16 protein-coding genes, 8 tRNA genes and 1 other RNA gene are annotated in these 18,422 nt (G+C 41.4%); 4 read left to right on the top strand and 21 right to left on the bottom strand.

Annotated elements, in window-relative coordinates:
* Positions 1-226 precede the first annotated feature (226 nt).
* The gene (locus tag ACYQ2O_RS05925; protein WP_459796190.1) at positions 227-1,543 is read left to right on the top strand and encodes a Na+/H+ antiporter family protein; all 1,317 of its coding nucleotides are present in this window, start codon (positions 227-229) and stop codon (positions 1,541-1,543) included.
* Positions 1,544-1,859: 316 nt separating this feature from the next.
* On the opposite strand, the gene ndk is transcribed toward ACYQ2O_RS05925, so the two are convergent.
* The 6 genes from ndk to ACYQ2O_RS05895 form a co-directional block, all read right to left on the bottom strand.
* Positions 1,860-2,264: a nucleoside-diphosphate kinase gene (ndk, locus tag ACYQ2O_RS05920; RefSeq protein WP_459768562.1), complete on the bottom strand. Its 405-nt coding sequence runs from the start codon at positions 2,262-2,264 to the stop codon at positions 1,860-1,862.
* Between the two features lie 72 nt (positions 2,265-2,336).
* Positions 2,337-2,741, bottom strand: a complete 405-nt coding sequence (gene fosX, locus ACYQ2O_RS05915) for a FosX/FosE/FosI family fosfomycin resistance hydrolase (RefSeq protein WP_459768564.1) — start codon at positions 2,739-2,741, stop codon at positions 2,337-2,339.
* Positions 2,742-2,888: 147 nt separating this feature from the next.
* Positions 2,889-4,013: a THUMP domain-containing class I SAM-dependent RNA methyltransferase gene (locus ACYQ2O_RS05910; RefSeq protein ID WP_459768566.1), complete on the bottom strand. Its 1,125-nt coding sequence runs from the start codon at positions 4,011-4,013 to the stop codon at positions 2,889-2,891.
* 99 nt (positions 4,014-4,112) lie between these two features.
* An RNA gene (gene rnpB / locus ACYQ2O_RS05905) (RNase P RNA component class B) lies at positions 4,113-4,490 on the bottom strand.
* A 19-nt stretch (positions 4,491-4,509) separates the two neighbouring features.
* Positions 4,510-4,824, bottom strand: coding sequence for a cell division regulator GpsB (gene gpsB / locus ACYQ2O_RS05900; protein ID WP_459796189.1), 315 nt, complete (start codon positions 4,822-4,824; stop codon positions 4,510-4,512).
* Positions 4,825-5,151: 327 nt separating this feature from the next.
* Positions 5,152-5,739 carry an SLOG family protein gene (locus ACYQ2O_RS05895; protein ID WP_459796188.1) on the bottom strand — a complete coding sequence of 196 codons (588 nt, stop codon included), beginning with the start codon at positions 5,737-5,739 and terminating at the stop codon, positions 5,152-5,154.
* Between the two features lie 46 nt (positions 5,740-5,785).
* Between ACYQ2O_RS05895 and recU the strand changes: the two genes are divergently transcribed.
* Both recU and ACYQ2O_RS05885 read left to right on the top strand, forming a co-directional pair.
* Positions 5,786-6,412: a Holliday junction resolvase RecU gene (recU, locus tag ACYQ2O_RS05890; protein ID WP_459796187.1), complete on the top strand. Its 627-nt coding sequence runs from the start codon at positions 5,786-5,788 to the stop codon at positions 6,410-6,412.
* A gap of 128 nt (positions 6,413-6,540) precedes the next feature.
* Complete coding sequence (locus ACYQ2O_RS05885) at positions 6,541-9,156, top strand: transglycosylase domain-containing protein (RefSeq protein WP_459796186.1); 2,616 nt, start codon at positions 6,541-6,543, stop codon at positions 9,154-9,156.
* 666 nt (positions 9,157-9,822) lie between these two features.
* Here ACYQ2O_RS05885 and ACYQ2O_RS05880 read toward each other — a convergent pair.
* From ACYQ2O_RS05880 to ACYQ2O_RS05830, 11 genes are all read right to left on the bottom strand, one after another.
* Positions 9,823-10,017 carry a hypothetical protein gene (locus ACYQ2O_RS05880; RefSeq protein ID WP_091478621.1) on the bottom strand — a complete coding sequence of 65 codons (195 nt, stop codon included), beginning with the start codon at positions 10,015-10,017 and terminating at the stop codon, positions 9,823-9,825.
* Between the two features lie 152 nt (positions 10,018-10,169).
* Positions 10,170-10,241 (bottom strand) — tRNA-Gln (locus ACYQ2O_RS05875).
* Between the two features lie 6 nt (positions 10,242-10,247).
* Positions 10,248-10,320 (bottom strand) — tRNA-His (locus ACYQ2O_RS05870).
* 59 nt (positions 10,321-10,379) lie between these two features.
* A tRNA-Trp gene (locus tag ACYQ2O_RS05865) sits at positions 10,380-10,450 on the bottom strand.
* A gap of 5 nt (positions 10,451-10,455) precedes the next feature.
* Positions 10,456-10,536 (bottom strand) — tRNA-Tyr (locus tag ACYQ2O_RS05860).
* A 9-nt stretch (positions 10,537-10,545) separates the two neighbouring features.
* Positions 10,546-10,618: transfer RNA gene (locus ACYQ2O_RS05855), tRNA-Phe, on the bottom strand.
* A gap of 10 nt (positions 10,619-10,628) precedes the next feature.
* Positions 10,629-10,700 (bottom strand) — tRNA-Glu (locus ACYQ2O_RS05850).
* A gap of 18 nt (positions 10,701-10,718) precedes the next feature.
* Positions 10,719-10,806: transfer RNA gene (locus tag ACYQ2O_RS05845), tRNA-Ser, on the bottom strand.
* Positions 10,807-10,815: 9 nt separating this feature from the next.
* Positions 10,816-10,888 (bottom strand) — tRNA-Asn (locus ACYQ2O_RS05840).
* Positions 10,889-11,483: 595 nt separating this feature from the next.
* A complete protein-coding gene (locus ACYQ2O_RS05835; protein WP_459796185.1) occupies positions 11,484-12,389 on the bottom strand; it encodes a diacylglycerol/lipid kinase family protein in 906 nt (301 codons plus the stop codon).
* Between the two features lie 126 nt (positions 12,390-12,515).
* On the bottom strand, positions 12,516-12,944 hold the full coding sequence (locus ACYQ2O_RS05830; protein WP_346023992.1) for a Fur family transcriptional regulator: 429 nt from the start codon (positions 12,942-12,944) through the stop codon (positions 12,516-12,518).
* Positions 12,945-13,109: 165 nt separating this feature from the next.
* Here ACYQ2O_RS05830 and ACYQ2O_RS05825 point away from each other — a divergent pair, with 165 nt between their 5' ends.
* Positions 13,110-14,198, top strand: coding sequence for an FUSC family protein (locus ACYQ2O_RS05825; protein WP_459796183.1), 1,089 nt, complete (start codon positions 13,110-13,112; stop codon positions 14,196-14,198).
* A gap of 102 nt (positions 14,199-14,300) precedes the next feature.
* Here ACYQ2O_RS05825 and ACYQ2O_RS05820 read toward each other — a convergent pair whose 3' ends face one another.
* From ACYQ2O_RS05820 to recX, 4 genes are all read right to left on the bottom strand, one after another.
* Complete coding sequence (locus ACYQ2O_RS05820) at positions 14,301-15,149, bottom strand: hypothetical protein (RefSeq protein WP_459796182.1); 849 nt, start codon at positions 15,147-15,149, stop codon at positions 14,301-14,303.
* 104 nt (positions 15,150-15,253) lie between these two features.
* Entirely contained in the window at positions 15,254-15,790 is a 537-nt protein-coding gene (gene ntdP, locus ACYQ2O_RS05815; RefSeq protein WP_459796181.1) for a nucleoside tri-diphosphate phosphatase, read from the bottom strand.
* A gap of 121 nt (positions 15,791-15,911) precedes the next feature.
* Positions 15,912-17,081: an A/G-specific adenine glycosylase gene (gene mutY / locus ACYQ2O_RS05810; protein WP_459768579.1), complete on the bottom strand. Its 1,170-nt coding sequence runs from the start codon at positions 17,079-17,081 to the stop codon at positions 15,912-15,914.
* Between the two features lie 4 nt (positions 17,082-17,085).
* A complete protein-coding gene (gene recX / locus ACYQ2O_RS05805) occupies positions 17,086-18,051 on the bottom strand; it encodes a recombination regulator RecX (RefSeq protein WP_459796179.1) in 966 nt (321 codons plus the stop codon).
* Positions 18,052-18,422: the final 371 nt, after the last annotated feature.

The following is an 18,422-nucleotide window of genomic DNA, read 5'->3' as shown; positions in this document are numbered from 1 at the left end:
CAAACCAACGGTTAGCTGAGAGAAAGAACAGAAAAGAAATAGCCGTGTAATTTTTAAAAAATAGTCATTTTGAAATTAGACGAGTGTTTCCTTTTTTAAAAAGTTAGTTATGAAATTGGTTCACTTAAATAATACATCTAACTAAAACATTTACTACTTAAAGCAAACCTATGGTATTATTTTAGTTAAGCTAAATTGGCATGATTATAATTATAGGAGTGAGAACGTGTTAACTAACCCTGTTTTAATTTCAGTACTCGTGATGGTTGGATTATCTTTATTCAAGCTGAACGTACTACTCGCGCTTATTGTTGCGGCAATCGTGGCTGGCCTGGTTTCAGGAATGCCTCTTATCGAAACGCTGGAAACATTGATAGGTGGTATGGGTGGAAATGCAGAGACTGCACTGAACTACATATTACTTGGTGCCTTAGCTGCAGCCATTCATCAGACTGGTGCAGCAAAAATCGTGACCCAACGATTGTCGGAAAGTATTAGAGGAACTGGACGCACACTTGTATTCATTATTGCGTTTATCAGTATGTTCTCTCAGAATCTGATTCCGGTCCACATCGCGTTTATCCCGATTCTTATTCCCCCGCTTATTTCAGTTTTCAATAAACTGAAAATAGATAGACGAGCTGTCGCGACTGCACTGACCTTTGGTTTGAAATCAGCTTACATTACGATTCCTGTAGGTTACGGACTGATTTTCCACAACATCATTCGCGACGAGATGGCTCAGAGTGGAATGGACGTCAGCGATATTTCCATCTGGCAGATTCTATGGATTCCTGGGCTAGCTATGCTCGTTGGCTTACTGATTGCCGTTCTTATTACTTACCGTAAACCTCGTGAGTACGATGAACACTCCGGCAACAAGTTTGGTTATAAGGACCGGGATGAGTTAGAGGAAGAAGTCAAACTTAATCGGACACACATCTTTGCCCTTATTGGTGCAATCTCTGCCCTAGTTGTTCAACTCGCTGTTGGATCACTAGTCCTAGGTGCTATCGTCGGGCTGGCAATCATGGTTGTCGGCGGAGCGATCAAATGGACTAACCTGGATGGAATGGTTAAAGATGGGATCGGCATGATGGGCTTCATTGCCTTCGTTATGCTGGTTGCTTCTGGATACGGAGATGTCATCCGTGCGACAGGCGGCGTTGAAACGTTAGTTGGATCAGTTACAGGGATTATAGGTGACAACCAGCTTCTTGCCGCTACAGGTATGACCATTTTAGGCCTGTTCATTACAATGGGTATCGGAACTTCATTTGGTACGGTTCCAATCATCGCTGCAATCTATGTTCCTTTAGCTTTAGAGTTAGGTTTCAGTCCCGCTGCGACGATTCTTCTGATCGGTTCAGGTGCAGCTCTTGGTGACGCCGGTTCTCCAGCTTCAGACAGTACGCTTGGACCAACAGCCGGTCTGAATGTAGATGGCCAGCACGATCACATTTGGGACACCTGCGTGGCAACATTCACCCACTTTGATATTCCGATCATTATCTTCGGAATTATTGGAGCGGTTATCTTATAGTAATTATTTCCAATCATCATTTTTAACTATAGAAAGGACGGGACAGACATGAAAGAAAAGTGATTTTGCACCTATTTGTTTCAATGATCATCCTTCTGACCATGCCATTTTTTATTATTCCGCTTGTTATCGAGGCTATATGGATAGGGATTCTATGGCTCATCTTATTCTTTATACATAGTTTTCTCTTTCTGATTCTCAGTCCGAGAAAGAAAGATCTTATGTGAGGAGACTTGTACTGCCCACTCCTAGCCACAGAGAAATAGAACGAAGAAGGATTAGGTCTTCCGCGCTCTATTTGTTTTACCTTTATTTCTTAAGATTTATTAAGCCAGATTGCTGACTCATATGCCACTTTTTCTTCAGAATCTGACGCATGAACAGAATTTCTTGTAAGGTCAATGCCAAATCGCTTTCTTAAAGTCCCTTCTTCTGCTTCTTGTGGATTAGTTTTTCCATTTAGTTTTCTAACACGCTCGATAGCTCCTTTTCCTTCCAACAAGAGGACAACAACATCACCGCTCGTCAGATACTCAACTAGTCTGTTGTAAAAAAACTTCCCCTGATGCTCAGAATAATGTTTCTGAACCTGCTCTAAAGTAGGTTTCATCATGTTCATCTGGATGACCTTCAAATCGTTTCTTTCAAATATATCTATTATCTGTCCAATCAGATTTCTTTCCACGGCATCTGGTTTTATAATGACTAAAGTCTTTTCCATTATGATCCATCCTCTCAAAACATTTACGAGTCTTCACTAGGATTTCTGAGCATATAAAAGTAAGAAATCGACCTACACCTTATTATAACTATCAAGGCGTTCTTCAAGCGTCCCGGTATGCAGTTCGAACAAGTTGTTATCATAGTCGTAAAAATAAAGCGAACGCCCTTCACCCTCTATTCTCGGCCTGGACTCTCTCATTCGGATATCGTAAGCCTCCAGCTTCTTTTTATAGATTTCATATTCAGAATTCGAGATTTTGAAAGCGACGTGATGATACGTCTCATTCTTTACATCTTCGCTTTCCATTATAGCAACCCAGAGGCCTCCAACAAGCAAAAATTTCTCCTTGAAAAGCGAATGCTTCTTTTCTCCACTGTCATAAACTTCTTTAGCTTCAAATATATCAGAAAACAGCCGGGCTGTTCTGTCAAGATCTGTGACGACCAATGTGATGTGACTCAATCCTTCAATCATTATTGCCCTCCTCAACAGTCAGAATCTCTATGTCAGAAGTATAGCTTTTTATAAAGATGACTTCTAGTGAAAATACGAAAAAACCCACCTTCCGCCAGTCTTACATCCTGGTAGTTAATGAGTTTGATCGTTTTTGTATCCTGTTACTTATTTGCGCTTCCCCCAATACTGGAAATAATCCGTTCTAAGGTATCCATTGTAAAGTTTGCGTTTCTTGGTTGCTTTTTGACCGTAGTGCTCTTCAAAGTCCAGATCGCTGGTTATAATGTACTTACTCCAAGTCGTCAGTGGTCTGAAGGCCTGGCCCATATCACGGTAGATCTGATAAGCCTGTTCAGGGTCCCCTAGTCGTTCCCCATATGGCGGGTTGGAGACAATGATACCGAATTCCTTGTCTGTCTTAAAGTCTGCTACTTGAAGCTGTTTGAATTCTACGCTATGAGACAAGCCTGCTTCCAGAGCATTGGCTTTGGCGATTTCGATCATGCGTCCGTCAATATCCGTTCCTAAAATATCCAATTCAATATCATAGTCAGCCTGCTCTTCTGCATCCATGCGGACTTTCTGCCACAACTCTTCCGGCATCCAGTGCCAGTCTTCACACAGGAAGCTGCGGTTGAAGCCAGGAGCGATATTATGACCGATCAGAGCGGCTTCAATAGGAATAGTCCCGGAACCACACGTCGGATCGACAAATGGGCGGTCCTTTCGCCAAGTCGTCAGCATAATTAAAGCTGCAGCCATATTTTCTTTTAATGGTGCGCCACCTTTATCGATACGATAGCCGCGCTTGAACAGACTCGGTCCAGTTGTATCGATCGTTAAAAGGACCTTGTCTTTACGGATAGCCACTTCAATGGGGAATTTTGCTCCAGTTTCTGGTAGCATTCCGCGACGATGGTAGACATCCTTTATTTTGTCAGCAATCGCCTTGTTTACAATACGCTGAACATCAGGCACACTGTACAATGTTGATTTTATAGATTTTCCGCTGACAGGAAAAGCTGAGTCCATAGCCAGGTAATCATCCCAAGGCAGGGCTTTAGTCTGTTCGTATAAATCATCAAATGTCTTGGCTTCAAATTCGCCTACGATGATTTTTACGCGGTCAGCTGTACGGAGCCACAAGTTAGCTTTCGCTATGTCTTCTTTAACTCCTTCAAAGCGAGCACGACCGTTCTCCACTTCAACGTCGTATCCCATGTCTTTCAGTTCGTTTCCAACAAGCGCTTCTATCCCGCTTGCCGCTGTTGCCAGCAATTGATACGTCATTTATCCGACACCTCTCTTTTTCTTATAGTATGAATGATTTTTCAATTGACGTAAAGAAAATCCTCCCTAAAAAGAGAGGATTTCAGTCACTATGTACATCACTGTAAGCCATGTTCTGTCTAGAATGGACGGTGAAGTCCACTCAGAGATAACCATCTGTCTGCACGGGCAATAAGCCCGGCCTCTTCTCTCTGTTCAATTCCAGGAGAAAAGTGCCCCTACCATATGTTTGGGTTGCTCACTCGAGGGGTTTACCGCGTTCCACCAGACGCGTTTCCCCGTCTGCTTCGTCACTGTGGCACTTTCAAGGGTACTCAAGCATAGGTCTCCCCTTAGCTCTTTTTCCTGCCGTCATCTCAATCACTTGAGAGCCGCAGCTTATTGTTTCGCTGCGCACGAACACTACAGGCATCGCAGCCTGTGTGAGCATGGACTTTCCTCACAGCTTAATAAATAGCTGTGCGATTATCCGTGATGTACACTATTCAAATGTTATTTACTGATTGTCCAGTTTTGAACCGAAAACGTGACGCTCAAGATTTGATAAACGTTTTAGAATATCAAAGTTTGTGACATTAGAACCGGACTGATTCTGGTTCTGATTTTGAGTGCTCATCTGTTTCGACTGATCATCCAGCTTATCAAGCAGACGATTATTTTCAGCTTTCAGCTTATCGATTTCATTCTGAAATGATTCATAATCTCTAATGACTACATCAAGAAATTCATCTACACCGGTTGGATCGTATCCACGCACTTTAGTTTTAAAATCTTTTTCAAGGATCTCTTTTTGAGTCAATTCCCTATCCATTCCTACACCTCATCTATTATCGATTCATTTATGTTGGTTTAAACTCGTTTACTGGATTATGCTATACTTTATACTACAACACCTATTATAACAAACTCTACTATAAAAGTGAAGATACCCACATCTTAATTATGACATAGTTCTAAAATATGTCTGACTTATCTCAATCTTGATGTATCAATCATCATATCCAATTACTTGAAGAAAGGTGATGCTGATTTATGAATAAAAAGGAAAAACAGATGTATGATGCTATACTCTTCTGCAGCTGCGCGGGCAGGCAGATTAAATTTCTATGTTGAGTTTGTCCCAATTTTATCCAAGGCCTCAGTCAAACTGCTCCTCTTCAAGATCAGTGATGAACCACTGCAGTTCATCAAATGTTATCAGGTCCACTTCATACGTACTTGTTGCCTGAAATCTCTTAGCTGCTTCATAGAAAAACTTGACCTTACCTTCATGCTCCGTATCGTAAAAGAGCAGGCAGCCATCAGTATTTCTTATAATGAACTCCTGATTATTTTTCAGCTGGCCTGGATTCTGGTAATCAGAGTTGGATGTATAATTCAGATAATCTGCCTTTTCTATGATGGTATTGAACAGTCCCTGATTCTTTTCATTCCAGTTGCTCTGGAAATTAGTGAATGGGAGTAGAACAGCGAGCTTCAGGTCGGGATAGTCGACTTTAACTTTTAGTACGACCTCGCCCATCCAAAGCTCCGTACCTATATTTCCTGAGATAATCACCCACTCAAGCCCTTCATGAATATAGTCGATCAGTCTCTTCTCAAAGTAGAGCTTGATATAATGCAGTTTTGGATCATCTGCAGCAAATACTGAGACCTCATATGAGCGATACCCGCTGACATATAAATTTTTGATAAACTTCTCCTCCCATTCTATATTTAGAAACAATTGTTTGGTAAACTGATAGTATCCTGAACTAAAGGTGTGAAAATAAATGACTATTCGTTACCCTAATGGTCAACCTTATCTTATTAATGATGACAAAAAGACTAAAAAAAATCAACCGAAGAAGAAAAAAACGGGGTACAGTAATCGAGGAATGACTCTCGAAGAAGATCTGAACCAGACGAACGACTACTATCTCCTCAGAAAAATTGCCGTGATTCATAAAAAACCGATCCCAATTCAAATTGTGAATGTCGACTATCCGAGTCGAAGTGCGGCTAAAATTACTGAAGCATATTATAAAAAGGCTTCTACTACAGACTACAACGGCATCTATAATGGCTACTACATTGACTTTGAAGCGAAGGAAACTAGAAACAAAACATCTTTTCCTCTTAAAAACTTCCATGACCATCAGCTGTCTCACATGGAAGCCTGCGTCGATCAAGGTGGGATCTGTTTCATAGTGGTCCGTTTCAGTATCCTTGATAAAGTTTTTGTTCTGGACTTTTTCGTCTTGAAAAAATGGTGGGATCAACAGTTTGAAAAGAAGGGGAAACAATCTATCCCTTATTCTGTCTTCGAAAAGGATGGCTATGAACTTCAGTATTCATTAGCCCCCCGACTTCCCTACCTGTCCATAGTAGACAAGTTAATTGTGAACAGAGATCTTTAAGAACAGTTTAAGAAAAAAACTGCTCTATTGACGGGCCAGATAAATTAGTGTAATGTTTTTTTTGATATAAATAAAGTATAATGCTGTCTTCCAGGTAAGCTAATTTAATGGAAGAGAAGGAGCGTAATATGTCACAGAACGATCAAGTTACAAGAAAAAATTACAAGAAAAACAAGAAGAATTCTAATCAGCCCAAGAAAAAAGGTGGTGCTGGAAAATGGATCAAACGTGCCTTTCTGACACTGTTTGCACTGATCATGCTTGCTGTCGTTGCAGGTGGATCCTTATTCATCTACTATGCAGCCAGCGCCCCTGAAATGACCAAAGATGACCTTTTAGGAAGTTTTTCTTCTGAACTGGTGGATATGAACGGGGAAGTCTTCTATACATTAGGAGCAGAAAATAGAAACTTTGCAAATCCAGACGAATTTCCAGAAGTAATGATCAATGCAATAACTGCAATTGAAGATCAGCGTTTTTTCAGTCATAGGGGTGTCGATCCTATTGGTATCGCTCGTGCAGCTACAGGATTTGTTACAAATCGTGGCCAGATTGTTGGTGGCGGAAGCACGATCACTCAGCAGCTCGTTAAACTCTCTGTCTTCTCAACCGCACGTGAAGATCAGACGCTGAGACGTAAAGCTCAGGAAGCCTGGCTGGCTGTTCAGCTGGAACGTCAGTTGTCCAAAGAACAGATCATGTCCTTATATCTAAATAAAATTCACATGGGAGGAAATGTATTCGGCGTTGCAACCGCAGCTGAAGAATATTATGGTAAGCACGTCAGTGAACTTGAAATCCATGAAGCGGCCCTGTTTGCAGGAATGGCTCAGGCCCCTAACCGATTCAATCCATACGTCAATCCGGACCTTGCAGAGCGCCGACGTAATGTCGTCATCAGTGCGATGCGCAGCGAAGGAATGATTACTGAAGAAGAAGCAACTGCAGCTATGGATACACCGATAGATGAAGGGTTGATCGAACGGTCCCAGGATGAACGGAACAACTTAGTTTTTGACAGCTACATCACTGCCGTTCTTGCAGAAGTTGAAGAAAAAACTCAATTGAACCCACACACAGCAGGATTGACAATTAAAACAAATATTGATGTCGATGCTCAGCAGAAAGTGTTTGATGTTCTCAATACAGATGAATACGTCGATTTCGTAAATGAACAACTCCACTCGGCTATTTCTTTAGTAGATGTTGAAACAGGTAAAGTTAGAGCTCTCGGTGGCGGACGAAGCCAAGGTGGAGAAAGAGAAGCTAACCGCGCTCTACAGGTTAAACAAGTCGCATCGACAATAAAACCTCTAACGACGTATGGACCGGCTATCGAGCATTTACAGTACTCGACTTATCATCAAATCGTTGACGAAGAGTATACTGTGCCTGGAACCAACTGGACACCAAGGAATCATGATCGACAGTTCAGAGGTCAGATTAGCTTGCGTGACGCATTAGTTGACTCCAGAAACATCCCAGCAGCAAAAATAATGAATGAAGATCTGGAAATGAATCAGGTCGAAGAATTCGTCACTAACTTGGGCATCGATATCGAAAACTTTTCCGATGAAGGATCGATTGTTCCATCAAATGCAATCAATGCGGAAATGACTCCTCTGCAGTTAGCTGGATCTTATGCAGCTTTTGCTAATGGAGGATACTATACTGAACCGTACACAGTATCTAAAGTGATTACTCAAGACGGACAGGAAATCGATCTGACTCCAGAAACAAATCAGGCGATGTCTGACTATACGGCTTATATGATTACTGATGTGCTTAAAGGTGTTGTTTCTGCGAATTACAATACAGTTGGTATTTCCAATCTGCCTCAAGCAGGTAAAACGGGTACAACTAACTTTACTCAAGATCAATTGGACAAATACAATTATCCTTCAGGCGCTGTTCCAGATTCTTGGTACGTCGGGTATACAACTAATTACTCCCTATCAGTCTGGGCAGGATATGACAGCTATAGCGACGGCTATTTAAGCCTGAATGACGGCACCCGTCAACTGCCCAGACAAATTTACCGTATAATCATGGAGTATGTCTCTGAAGGTATGGATAACAGCGACTGGTCTCGCCCTTCTTCTGTCAGCGTCGTTGATGTTGAAGATGGATCGAATCCAGCTCAATTACCGGGGCCTAACACCCCTTCTGATAGTATCGTCACAGAACTCTTTGTGGCCGGCACAGAACCTTCTGACATATCAACCTCATATGGTGAAGAACTGTCAGCTCCAACTGGTCTGTCAGCTGATTATGATGAGGAATCCGATGAACTGACTATCACTTGGGACGAGTACACTTTAGACAATGAAGATGAATCAGTCACTTATAATCTGTCGGTGAACGGTCAGTCAACTACTCTAAGCGACACTGAAGCGGTCATTACCGAGCCCCCTTCCGGCTCATTGACCATCACCCTCTCTGTTTCTGCTTATGGAAACACTGGGCCAGAATCATCTGTCTCCATCACGATACCTGAACGAATCGATGAAGAAGAGGAACCTGAGGAACCTGAGGAACCTGAGGAAGAAGAGCCTGAAGAGGAACCTGAAGAAGATATCGAAGAAGAACCTGAAGAACCTCAGGTGGAAGAAGAAACAGAAGAAGAACCGCCAGGAACTGAACCGGATTCTTCTGAAGATGAACCTGAGGAAGATGAACCTGAGGAAGAAGAGCCTGAGGAAGAGCCTGAAGAAGACGAAACTGAGGAAGATTCTGAAGAATAATCAATCGTCTATTTTCAACTTCTGATTGAATACAACTAATAATGTAAAAAGAATCCGACCTGTCTTGAGTAGACTATACTCTTATAGGTTCGGATGCTTTTTTTAGTAATGTGATTTCTAATTTAATAGTTTTAAGCTTCCATATGGCTATGTAATAAAGGCTAAAGTATCACTTGTAGCGTCTAGTTATACTTTTCTCTGTTATTTACTCTAAGAGTTGTCATTAAAAAGGTTTCTATTTGTAGTTCAATTCTAACTTTTTCTCATTTACTTTAACTAGACGGCTTCTAGATTCAGTAAATGTCTCATTTAAGTCCAAAGTTACAGCTAGAAGGCTCCTAATTGAAGAATCTAATGTAATTTGAATGATAAACTGCAACTAGACGGTACCTAACGACACCTCCCCAATTAACTGCCTTACTGAACTATAAGTAGACTGCTTTTAGTTATACCTTACTTCCCTCTCTCAGCATAAAAATACCATCAGACTTCTCTTGTTCTGACGTTACCTAGAAATTCAAGTTATAGTCATCTGATACTGAGCATCTACCTAGAATTTTACCGCCTTCTACTTCGATCGATTCAAGATCAACGCTGATGCCCGTATCAGCGCACAAAAAAAGAGCGTGTACCCTTTTACAGGTCATTACGCCCTACTTACTTATTCTACTCGTCCTCATCATTGAATCGTGAACCAAAGAACCATTTCCCTCTGATTGTTCGTATACCTATAAAGATGTTCCAGATTCCTATTAAAAGACCTACTCCACCGACAATCGGATCTAAAAAGACTATATAAATAGACAGCACTAAAATGATGATTCCCATCGACAGCAAAAAAATGCCATGTTTCTTTCCCATGATAAAAACCCTTTTCTGTTTAGATTATGCACCCCAGTCAATCGCGCGAACTGGAAAAGCACGTGATATACAAAGAAAACTCAATGCATCGGCATTGAGTTCCATATGATCAGCACTTGCATGACTTAGTCAGTACAAGGATTGATATAAAACTGGGCTACTAGGATTCGAACCTAGGAATGACGAGACCAAAACCCGTTGCCTTACCACTTGGCTATAGCCCATTGAAGGGCGACTGATGGGGATCGAACCCACGAATGCCGAGACCACAACCCGGTGCGTTAACCACTTCGCCACAGTCGCCATATTCATATAAAAAGGATAGCATAATTGTTGTAAGATGTCATGCAAATTCACGCTAACAGGGGTAGCAGGAGTCGAACCCACATCGATGGTTTTGGAGACCATAGTTTTACCATTAAACTATACCCCTAGCGATGGAGGGAGTAGGATTTGAACCTACGAACCCGAAGGAACGGATTTACAGTCCGCCGCGTTTGGCCACTTCGCTATCCCTCCAAAATGCTATGGCGCTGGACAGAGTCGAACTGCCGACACACGGAGCTTCAATCCGTTGCTCTACCAACTGAGCTACAGCGCCTATTTATGTATGACCCCTACGGGATTCGAACCCGTGTTACCGCCGTGAAAGGGCGGTGTCTTAACCGCTTGACCAAGGGGCCGTGGATAAATTAAAACTACGGAGAATGAGGGATTCGAACCCTCGATACGGAAAAACCGTATACACGCTTTCCAGGCGTGCTCCTTCAGCCACTCGGACAATTCTCCATAAGAAAACTCCGCAAGCAGGGCTCGAACCTGCGACAACACGATTAACAGTCGTGCGCTCTACCAACTGAGCTATTGCGGATAGTTAATTTGTTCAGCAACTCTTATATCATAACACCTGTCTACCACAGTGTCAATACAATATCTTGCTGATCATATAATGATGATACTCGTAACAAGAAGTAAATACGCTTACTTCTCCTATAATTATATCAATCTGTACAGAAAGAAGCAATACCGGATTAATAGCCGTAAAATTTGCTTCTGTATTATAAAGACAGAAATCCCCGGATCTGTCACAATGACAGTAAATTCAGAAATTAAACACTACTAATAAAGTTGATTTAACCGGTTCACCAAGACAGCCGTCCAGTTATTTGGTTACGGATCCCCTTCTGAGGCTGGCCAGATATAATAATCGCGGTGTGGATCATTTTTTCCTTTCAGGGCACTTTTGAACCAAGGGGGTGCTGACCAGATGTATGATTTAAGAGGAAAGTCGAAAACCGGTTGTATAAATCAAACGAATCGGATAAATCTGATAAATGATTGCATCTTCCAACCATGACTTTCTATACATTTGATCATTTCTACAAATGAATTGTGAGCTTGCTTTAATACTATAATAATAGAACAGTTTTAGATAGTCTTATTGATGTGTCTCAGTCATAACGGACTCAACTTTTTCCTGAAGGAACGAGAAATGTCAGAAAACCGGGCAGGACTTCTACATGTGCCGGAAAAGACGGCCCTTTTTCACCATCGATGGCTACATGTACATCAGGATGGTCAGTTTTTATCTCCGCCTGTTTGAACGGCAGTACAAACGCTTTTTCCTGTGACTCATTCAATGTTGTTTTCCTGCTCAGCAATTGTGAAAAAATTGAAAGTTTTTCTCTGATAGTTGACTCTTCTATGCCCAGCATGTATAGATATCCGTCATCCACTTCAGCATCATTGAAGAAATTCGGTATGCCCGTTACAGAATGCGATGCCCCTATCAGCAGCAGACTGAGTTTTTTATTGTGACTGACACCATCCACTTCCATATTAAAGTTATAGCACTCTTCTTCTCTAAGTGTCCTGATTCCTTCAATAAAGTATGCAGCTGTACCGTAACGTTCTTTCTGTTCATCACTGACTTCCCAGACGGTTTCGGGCAGGGATCCGGCAGAAATGGAACTCAAAAAGAGCTGCCCGTTGATTTTCCCTGCATCTGCTATCTGCTCACGACAGGCAGTCAAATCCCTTACAGCCTCGTCAGGGTCTACCGATATATTCAGCCCTCTTGCTATATTATTTACGGTTCCGGCCGGTATGATACCGATAGACGGTTTATACTCCTGATCGATCAACCCATTTGCTAGTTCAGAGACTGTGCCGTCACCACCTAGTACAATAATTAAGCGGTAGTGCTTACGGGCTGCATCTATTGCGAATTTAGAGATATCCTCCTTCTTCTCTGTTAGTCTGATCTGTGCTTCTCTATTTTGCTCACCAAGGGCAACAAGGGCTTTTTCGGCAAGTTCCTCTGCACGTTTTTTTCCTGCAGAAGGGTTTGCAATAATCATGATATCGTTCATTTATATCCCTCTATTCTGTCTTTCACTTATGTCCTTATTGTACTATAAATAATTATATTAACAGAATAAAAAAAGACTGAAGACGTTTAGCACGACTCCAGTCCTTAACTATGCATATCAGGATTACTATTTTTTACTCTGGCAATCAGGGCAGAGTCCGTAAATTTCTAGACGATGAGAATTGACAGCAAAACCAGTCAGGTTGCTTGCCACTACTTCGACATCATCCAGACCAGGGTAATAAATATCTTCGATTTTTCCGCATTCAGAGCAAATCGCATGATAATGTTCAGTGGAAGCGAAGTCGAACCGGCTTGAATTGTCTCCGTACATCATTTCCTTGACCAGGCCGAGTTCGGTAAATAGTCTCAGATTATTGTAAACAGTGGCCACACTCATACTCGGAAAACGGCTTTCGAGTGCCTTGTAAATTTCATCAGCGGTAGGATGATTATCCTGATCGATCAGATATTCTAATATGGCATGTCTTTGCGGGGTGATTCTGATATTATTGAATTTTAATCGTTCAATGGATTGTTCAACCAGGTAACTCATTAATTATCCATCCTTTTGGTATATTTCCTACTGTCTAAACAAATGATACAGTTTTAAATCGTATTTTGCAACAAGATGTCAGCCTTATGTTCGGTTTTTATTAAAGTTTTCTAGTGTTTGTAGTATACTTAGTCTAATCATACTAGAAAGAGTGAAATTAACGATATGAAAATCGGAGCTAGAACATTCAAGACAAGTCTGGCCGTCTTCCTTTCCTTACTCATCCCACTTACTTTAGGTTTTGAAGAAGGCGCATCACTTGCAGGTATTTCCGTGGTTGCTTCCATGCAGCCGTCAGTAAAAAAATCGTATCAGACTCTAGTGGATCGTCTGGTCGCCAATACAATCGGTGGTTTCGTTGCCGTTCTCATGACCAGTGCTTTTGGAACATCCATCGTCATTATCAGCTTTGCAACAGCTATACTTATTGCCATCCTTCATCAAATGAAGCTGAACAATGTGATTGGTCTGTCTACCATGACCCTGATCATCATTATGCTGTCGACTGATGGAGATATCTATACGAATGCGACGATTCGTGTACTTGCTACCTTTATCGGTGTCGGGATTGCATTTATAATCAATCGTTTTATCCTTCCGCCAAATTATGAAAAAAAATTGTTCCACCTGACTAATCAGGTGACTGATGATCTTACTCGTTTCATACGAGTAAGCCTCAGGAAAAATGTTCAGTATTCTCTTATGAGATCTGATCTTAATTCGATTGACGAGTCCATCAGTGACATGAAAAAATATCTGACCTTCCTACAGGACACAGAATGGAGCCGTTGGAGAAAGCACGGTGATACGTCACTGACCCGCCTTCTCGTTGTTTACCGTCAGTTTATTCGGACGACAGAAGCAGCGTATAACCTGGTCAAGACTCTGCATCAGTCAGAGAATGTCTACAATCATTTCCCAGAAGAGCTTCGTGTCCTCTTGAGAGAGCGTCTTGAAACACTGATGTCTGCTCATGAACAGATCATCCTGAAATGGAACGGCCGAGTTTTACCTCAGGAAGTCAATTTCATCGCATACAAGTCAGATCTACGGATCACCTTTATGCAGTCGTTCTTTAACGAAGCAAGCCTAGAGTCTTATCTGGAAAACGATTATGGACAGAGCAATACAGTAATCCATCTGATGTCAGTTGTTCTGATTTATGAAGAAAACCTCCAGCATCTTAATAAGCTGGTAAGCAGCTACAAGACCAGCCATAGAAATAATGTTTCAACTGTTGACTCATTGCACTAAAAAAAATAATGCCCATGATTTGTAGATATGATCCAGTTTGCTCTGGACCACCTCTGCATCTCATGGGCTTTTTGTTGTTGCCTTTTAGCTTATTGACTGATACTATTCACTGTCAGGCTGACTGACAGGTTCATTTAACTGATCAGTCACTATATCAGCAGCGAGCTGCTCACCATCAGAAGTCAGTGAAAAATTGTCAGGATTATAGTAAAACTCAAGGCCATTTTCCTGAGCTCTCTCTGTGAACTCCGAATGCAGTGAAATAACTGGGATATTTCTGACTTGAGCCAGTTCTCTCATCCTGTTCAGGTAGCTCCGGTAGTCCAGTGAGCGTGAATTGAGCTGATTAATTTCCTGTACGACAGGATAAGGTTCCAGTAGGATGAGTTCAGATTCTTCAAGAGCAGAAAAACTGTTCAAGATGCTAGTCATATACTGTTCTGTTTCATCAAGTCCAATATCTCTAATTTTGTCAGGAAGAGCCGGAAGTCCGAATAGAATCATGTCAGGATTCTCTTGAACAAGAGGCTGTGCGGTCTGTCTGATATACAGTTCGTAAGAATCAAGACCAGTTTCTGTATAATCGAGAATATCAGCCCCATTTGTTGCTGCAGATTCAATAGCTTCTGTAACTGATTTCATCCACTCTGCATTTAAGTCAATATCTCCAAAAAATGCCACAGAAACCTCGTCATTAGTTAATGACAGGTAATCAATCCGATCGACATGCGACAATGTGTCCAGTCGCCCTTCGTAATCTTCTAAGTTGGCGGAAGGTTCGACAGGTTCGTCTGTCGGCTCATCTTCTCCATCTACAGGTTCCTCCTGAATTGTTTCCCCTTGCTCTTCGGTCATTTCCTCTCTCTGATTGGCTGCGTAGCGTTGCCCGAAGAAAATAGTCAGAACACAAGCGACCAGAAGAATCGGAATACTAATTATACTCTTTTTCATATTCAGTTGTCCTTTCTTATGTAAGATAACTATACTTATATGAGCTTAAACATAAGGAAACAGTAGAAGGCTTAATTGCCTTTCTACTGTACTGTTCCTCACAATCATTTTTTGCCGGTCAGCTGCTTGTACCGGTCATACCACAAGTCGACATAGCCTTCTGAAAAAGGACCTTTTCCCTCATTGATCCATTCAACAAGTATTTTGATGTGCTCCTTTAAAATCAGATCGATTTCATCAGGATAGTCCCATTTTTTGCTATGCTCTTCGTATTCATCTACATCCAGCAGACGTTTTTCACCATCTGGAAAAACTTTGACATCAAGGTCATAGTCGATATATTTAACTCCTTCTTCATCGATCAGAAAAGGCGAAGCCATGTTACAATAATAGGATGTCCCTTTTTGTCTAATCATCGTGACGATGTTGAACCAGTAGTGTTTATGGAAGTATACAAGAGCGGGTTCTCTCGTTTTCCATCGTCGGCCGTCTGATTCAATGACTAATGTATGGTCGTTGCAACCTATCAGAGCATTCTCTGTAGTTTTGAGAACCATCGTATCACGCCAGGTGCGGTGCAGGCTGCCATCGTGCTTATAGCTTTTGATTGTGATGAACTCCCCTTCTTTCGGAAATTTCATCTATGTTCCAACTCTCTAATCATTTTAGAAAAAGTATAGCCTATTTCCCAAATCTCAAGAGTAATTATATCATAAAATACTCTTGAGTGAATAATGTTTAAGCAATTCGGACATCTATTCTCTAAAATAAGGTTATTGCATTGACCAGGTTCCAGACTTTTTGTGTTGGAACTGGAAAAGCTGTTTCAGGAAAATCATCTGGATGGATTGGATAAAGCGTTTGACCTAGTGCAATTTCTTTAATCACTTTTGCTTCATATATAGATAGATTCCACTTCAAGTGAGAGAATACGTGTGTATAGGTGCCTTTTAAAATATTTTCAAAAGCAATGATCAGTCCGTACTCTTTTCTAATATAGTCAACGATTATCTCTGACTGAATTTGTGTAAAAGACTCAGAAGACCCTGCGAAAGATTTCCATCCGTCTTCATCAAGTATGTCTGCAGGAATCATGAGAAACGTCAACATACCAGAAAGAACGCCCTCCGATTCTCTCTTTTGAAACAGATATTCTCCTTTATCGTTCGAAACGGCTAGAACGATGTAAGACTCTTCTCTGACTTTTTTCTTCCCTGCTTTTACAGGATACCTAGTCCAGGTTTCATTTAAATACGATGCATTGAAGTCTTTGACCGGACTCATTTCAGGCTTATAATTTCTGGGTGTACATATGGTTGCCCCAAGATCCATCAAAGCCTGGTTGAAGTCGCCGGGCCGGTTTTTATCGATCAGCAGGCGGATCATTTCTTCGAAAACTTTTCGGCTGGAGGCTTTACCTATATCGAGCTCGATTTCAAACAGGCGGCTCAGCACGCGCATGACATTTCCATCGACGGCAGGTTGAGGCTGATTGAAAGCTATGCTGCTTACCGCTCCTGCTGTATAAGGCCCGATTCCTTTCAGACTTTTAATGGCATCATACTTCTCTGGAAAAATCCCGTTGTGGTCTGTCATAATCTGACCAGCTGCTATCTTCATGTTTCTTACTCTCGAGTAATAACCGAGACCCTCCCATAGTTTAAGCAGCGTATCTTCTGAAGTTTCTGCCAGATCACTGATCTCCGGCAAGGTGTCGATAAATCTCTCATAGTAAGGAATCACCGTATCGACCTGGGTCTGCTGAAGCATGATCTCTGAAATCCAGATGTAATAAGGGTTAGATGTTCGTCTCCATGGCAGATCACGCTTGTTTGCATCATACCAGTCAAGAAGGGTTTTCCGGAACACCTCTATCTTATCCTCGTTCCACATAATAATGCCTTTTTCTTTCAGCACATCTTTATTCTTCATACAATTAGTCACTCATCTTCCTTTTTTCATTGATAAACTGATCGATCAGTTCAGATGGATAGCCTTTTGAGTATAAGAAAGCTTTAGTCCGACTGATGAGATCATACCCTTTGTATTTCCTCGCATAACGGGTCAACACTTTCTCTCCTTGTTTCTTGAGCGCTTCATATTCCTCGTCATCAGACTGGTCTATTTCCAGATCATCCATTACCTGTTGGATCACATCCGAATCAAATCCGCTGGTCATCAGCTGCTGCCGTACTTTCTGATTCATTTCTCTACTTGACTTGTTGCGTTGGCGTTTTAGTACTTTCTCTGCAAGCTTTATAGCATTCTCGACCTGAAGTTCGTGTGAGTATTCATCCAGTCCGGTCAGAATGTCTGACTTGCTCAGCCCCTTTTCACCCATAGCGTGCTCCATTTTTCGAGGACCTTCCAGTTTCAGCAGACTGTTCGTCCGGACGAAACTCTTGGCATATTCTTCATCATTGATCAGTCGGTGAGTTTTCAGTTTCTCAATGATTGGCTCGATGGTCTGGTATTCCTTGTCAATTAGATAATCAACTATTTCTTTTTCTGACCTCATTTTATAATTCAGATAATGAAGGGCAGCCTGATAGCCTTTACTCATTTCTCCCTTTTCCCTGAGGGTGTCGATTTCTTCTTTAGTCAGCTCTTTGCCTTTAATCAGTCTATGCTGAACCAGTAGATTGTCATCAACTGGGAAGGCATATTCATCATTAATGTATATGTTGAATCGGTTCTTGGCTTTTTGAGCCTGAACTTTCGTGATAATATAAGTGTCCGGTTCTGATGTTTTATTATTCTGACTTTTATCTTTCCCTGATTTAATCTTTTTGCTAGCAGCAGACTTTTTCTTCTGTTTCGGATCAGAATAACTATTTCTAGGCCTCGATGGTCCCAGTTCGATCAGTTTTGCTGCTTTTTTTATTTCATCTTCACGAGTCATTATGTCCCCTCCTCGTAGTATCTTCATCCAGTATAGCATGTTTGCCCGAAGTTTTTAATGGTGCTCAGCTCGTAATATGTGTAAAGTTATTCTCGGAAATTTATTCTAGAAATCTGAAACGCAGTTTATTGTTTTTGTCTTTCTCAAGCCTATTTTGCTCTTCGAGCTTTTAAAAGGCTTGAGAAAGTCAGTTCTAATTAAATAATTTCTGTAATTGCCCCATTGGACTTGATGAAGAGCCATAATTAGCTATTCTTCCAATTTTTACACCTATTGAAGGTCTATGTTGGCTTTTCTTCAAAGCTGCTCTCACTGCACCCTTAAACTCCGGCTGGAGTTTCGTTGTAAGTTCCGGTATTTTATCTGTTAGC

It is taken from the genome of Alkalibacterium sp. m-11 (assembly GCF_054658155.1).
Note: the sequence above shows the minus strand (reverse complement) of the source record. Positions and strands in the feature narration are given on the sequence as shown.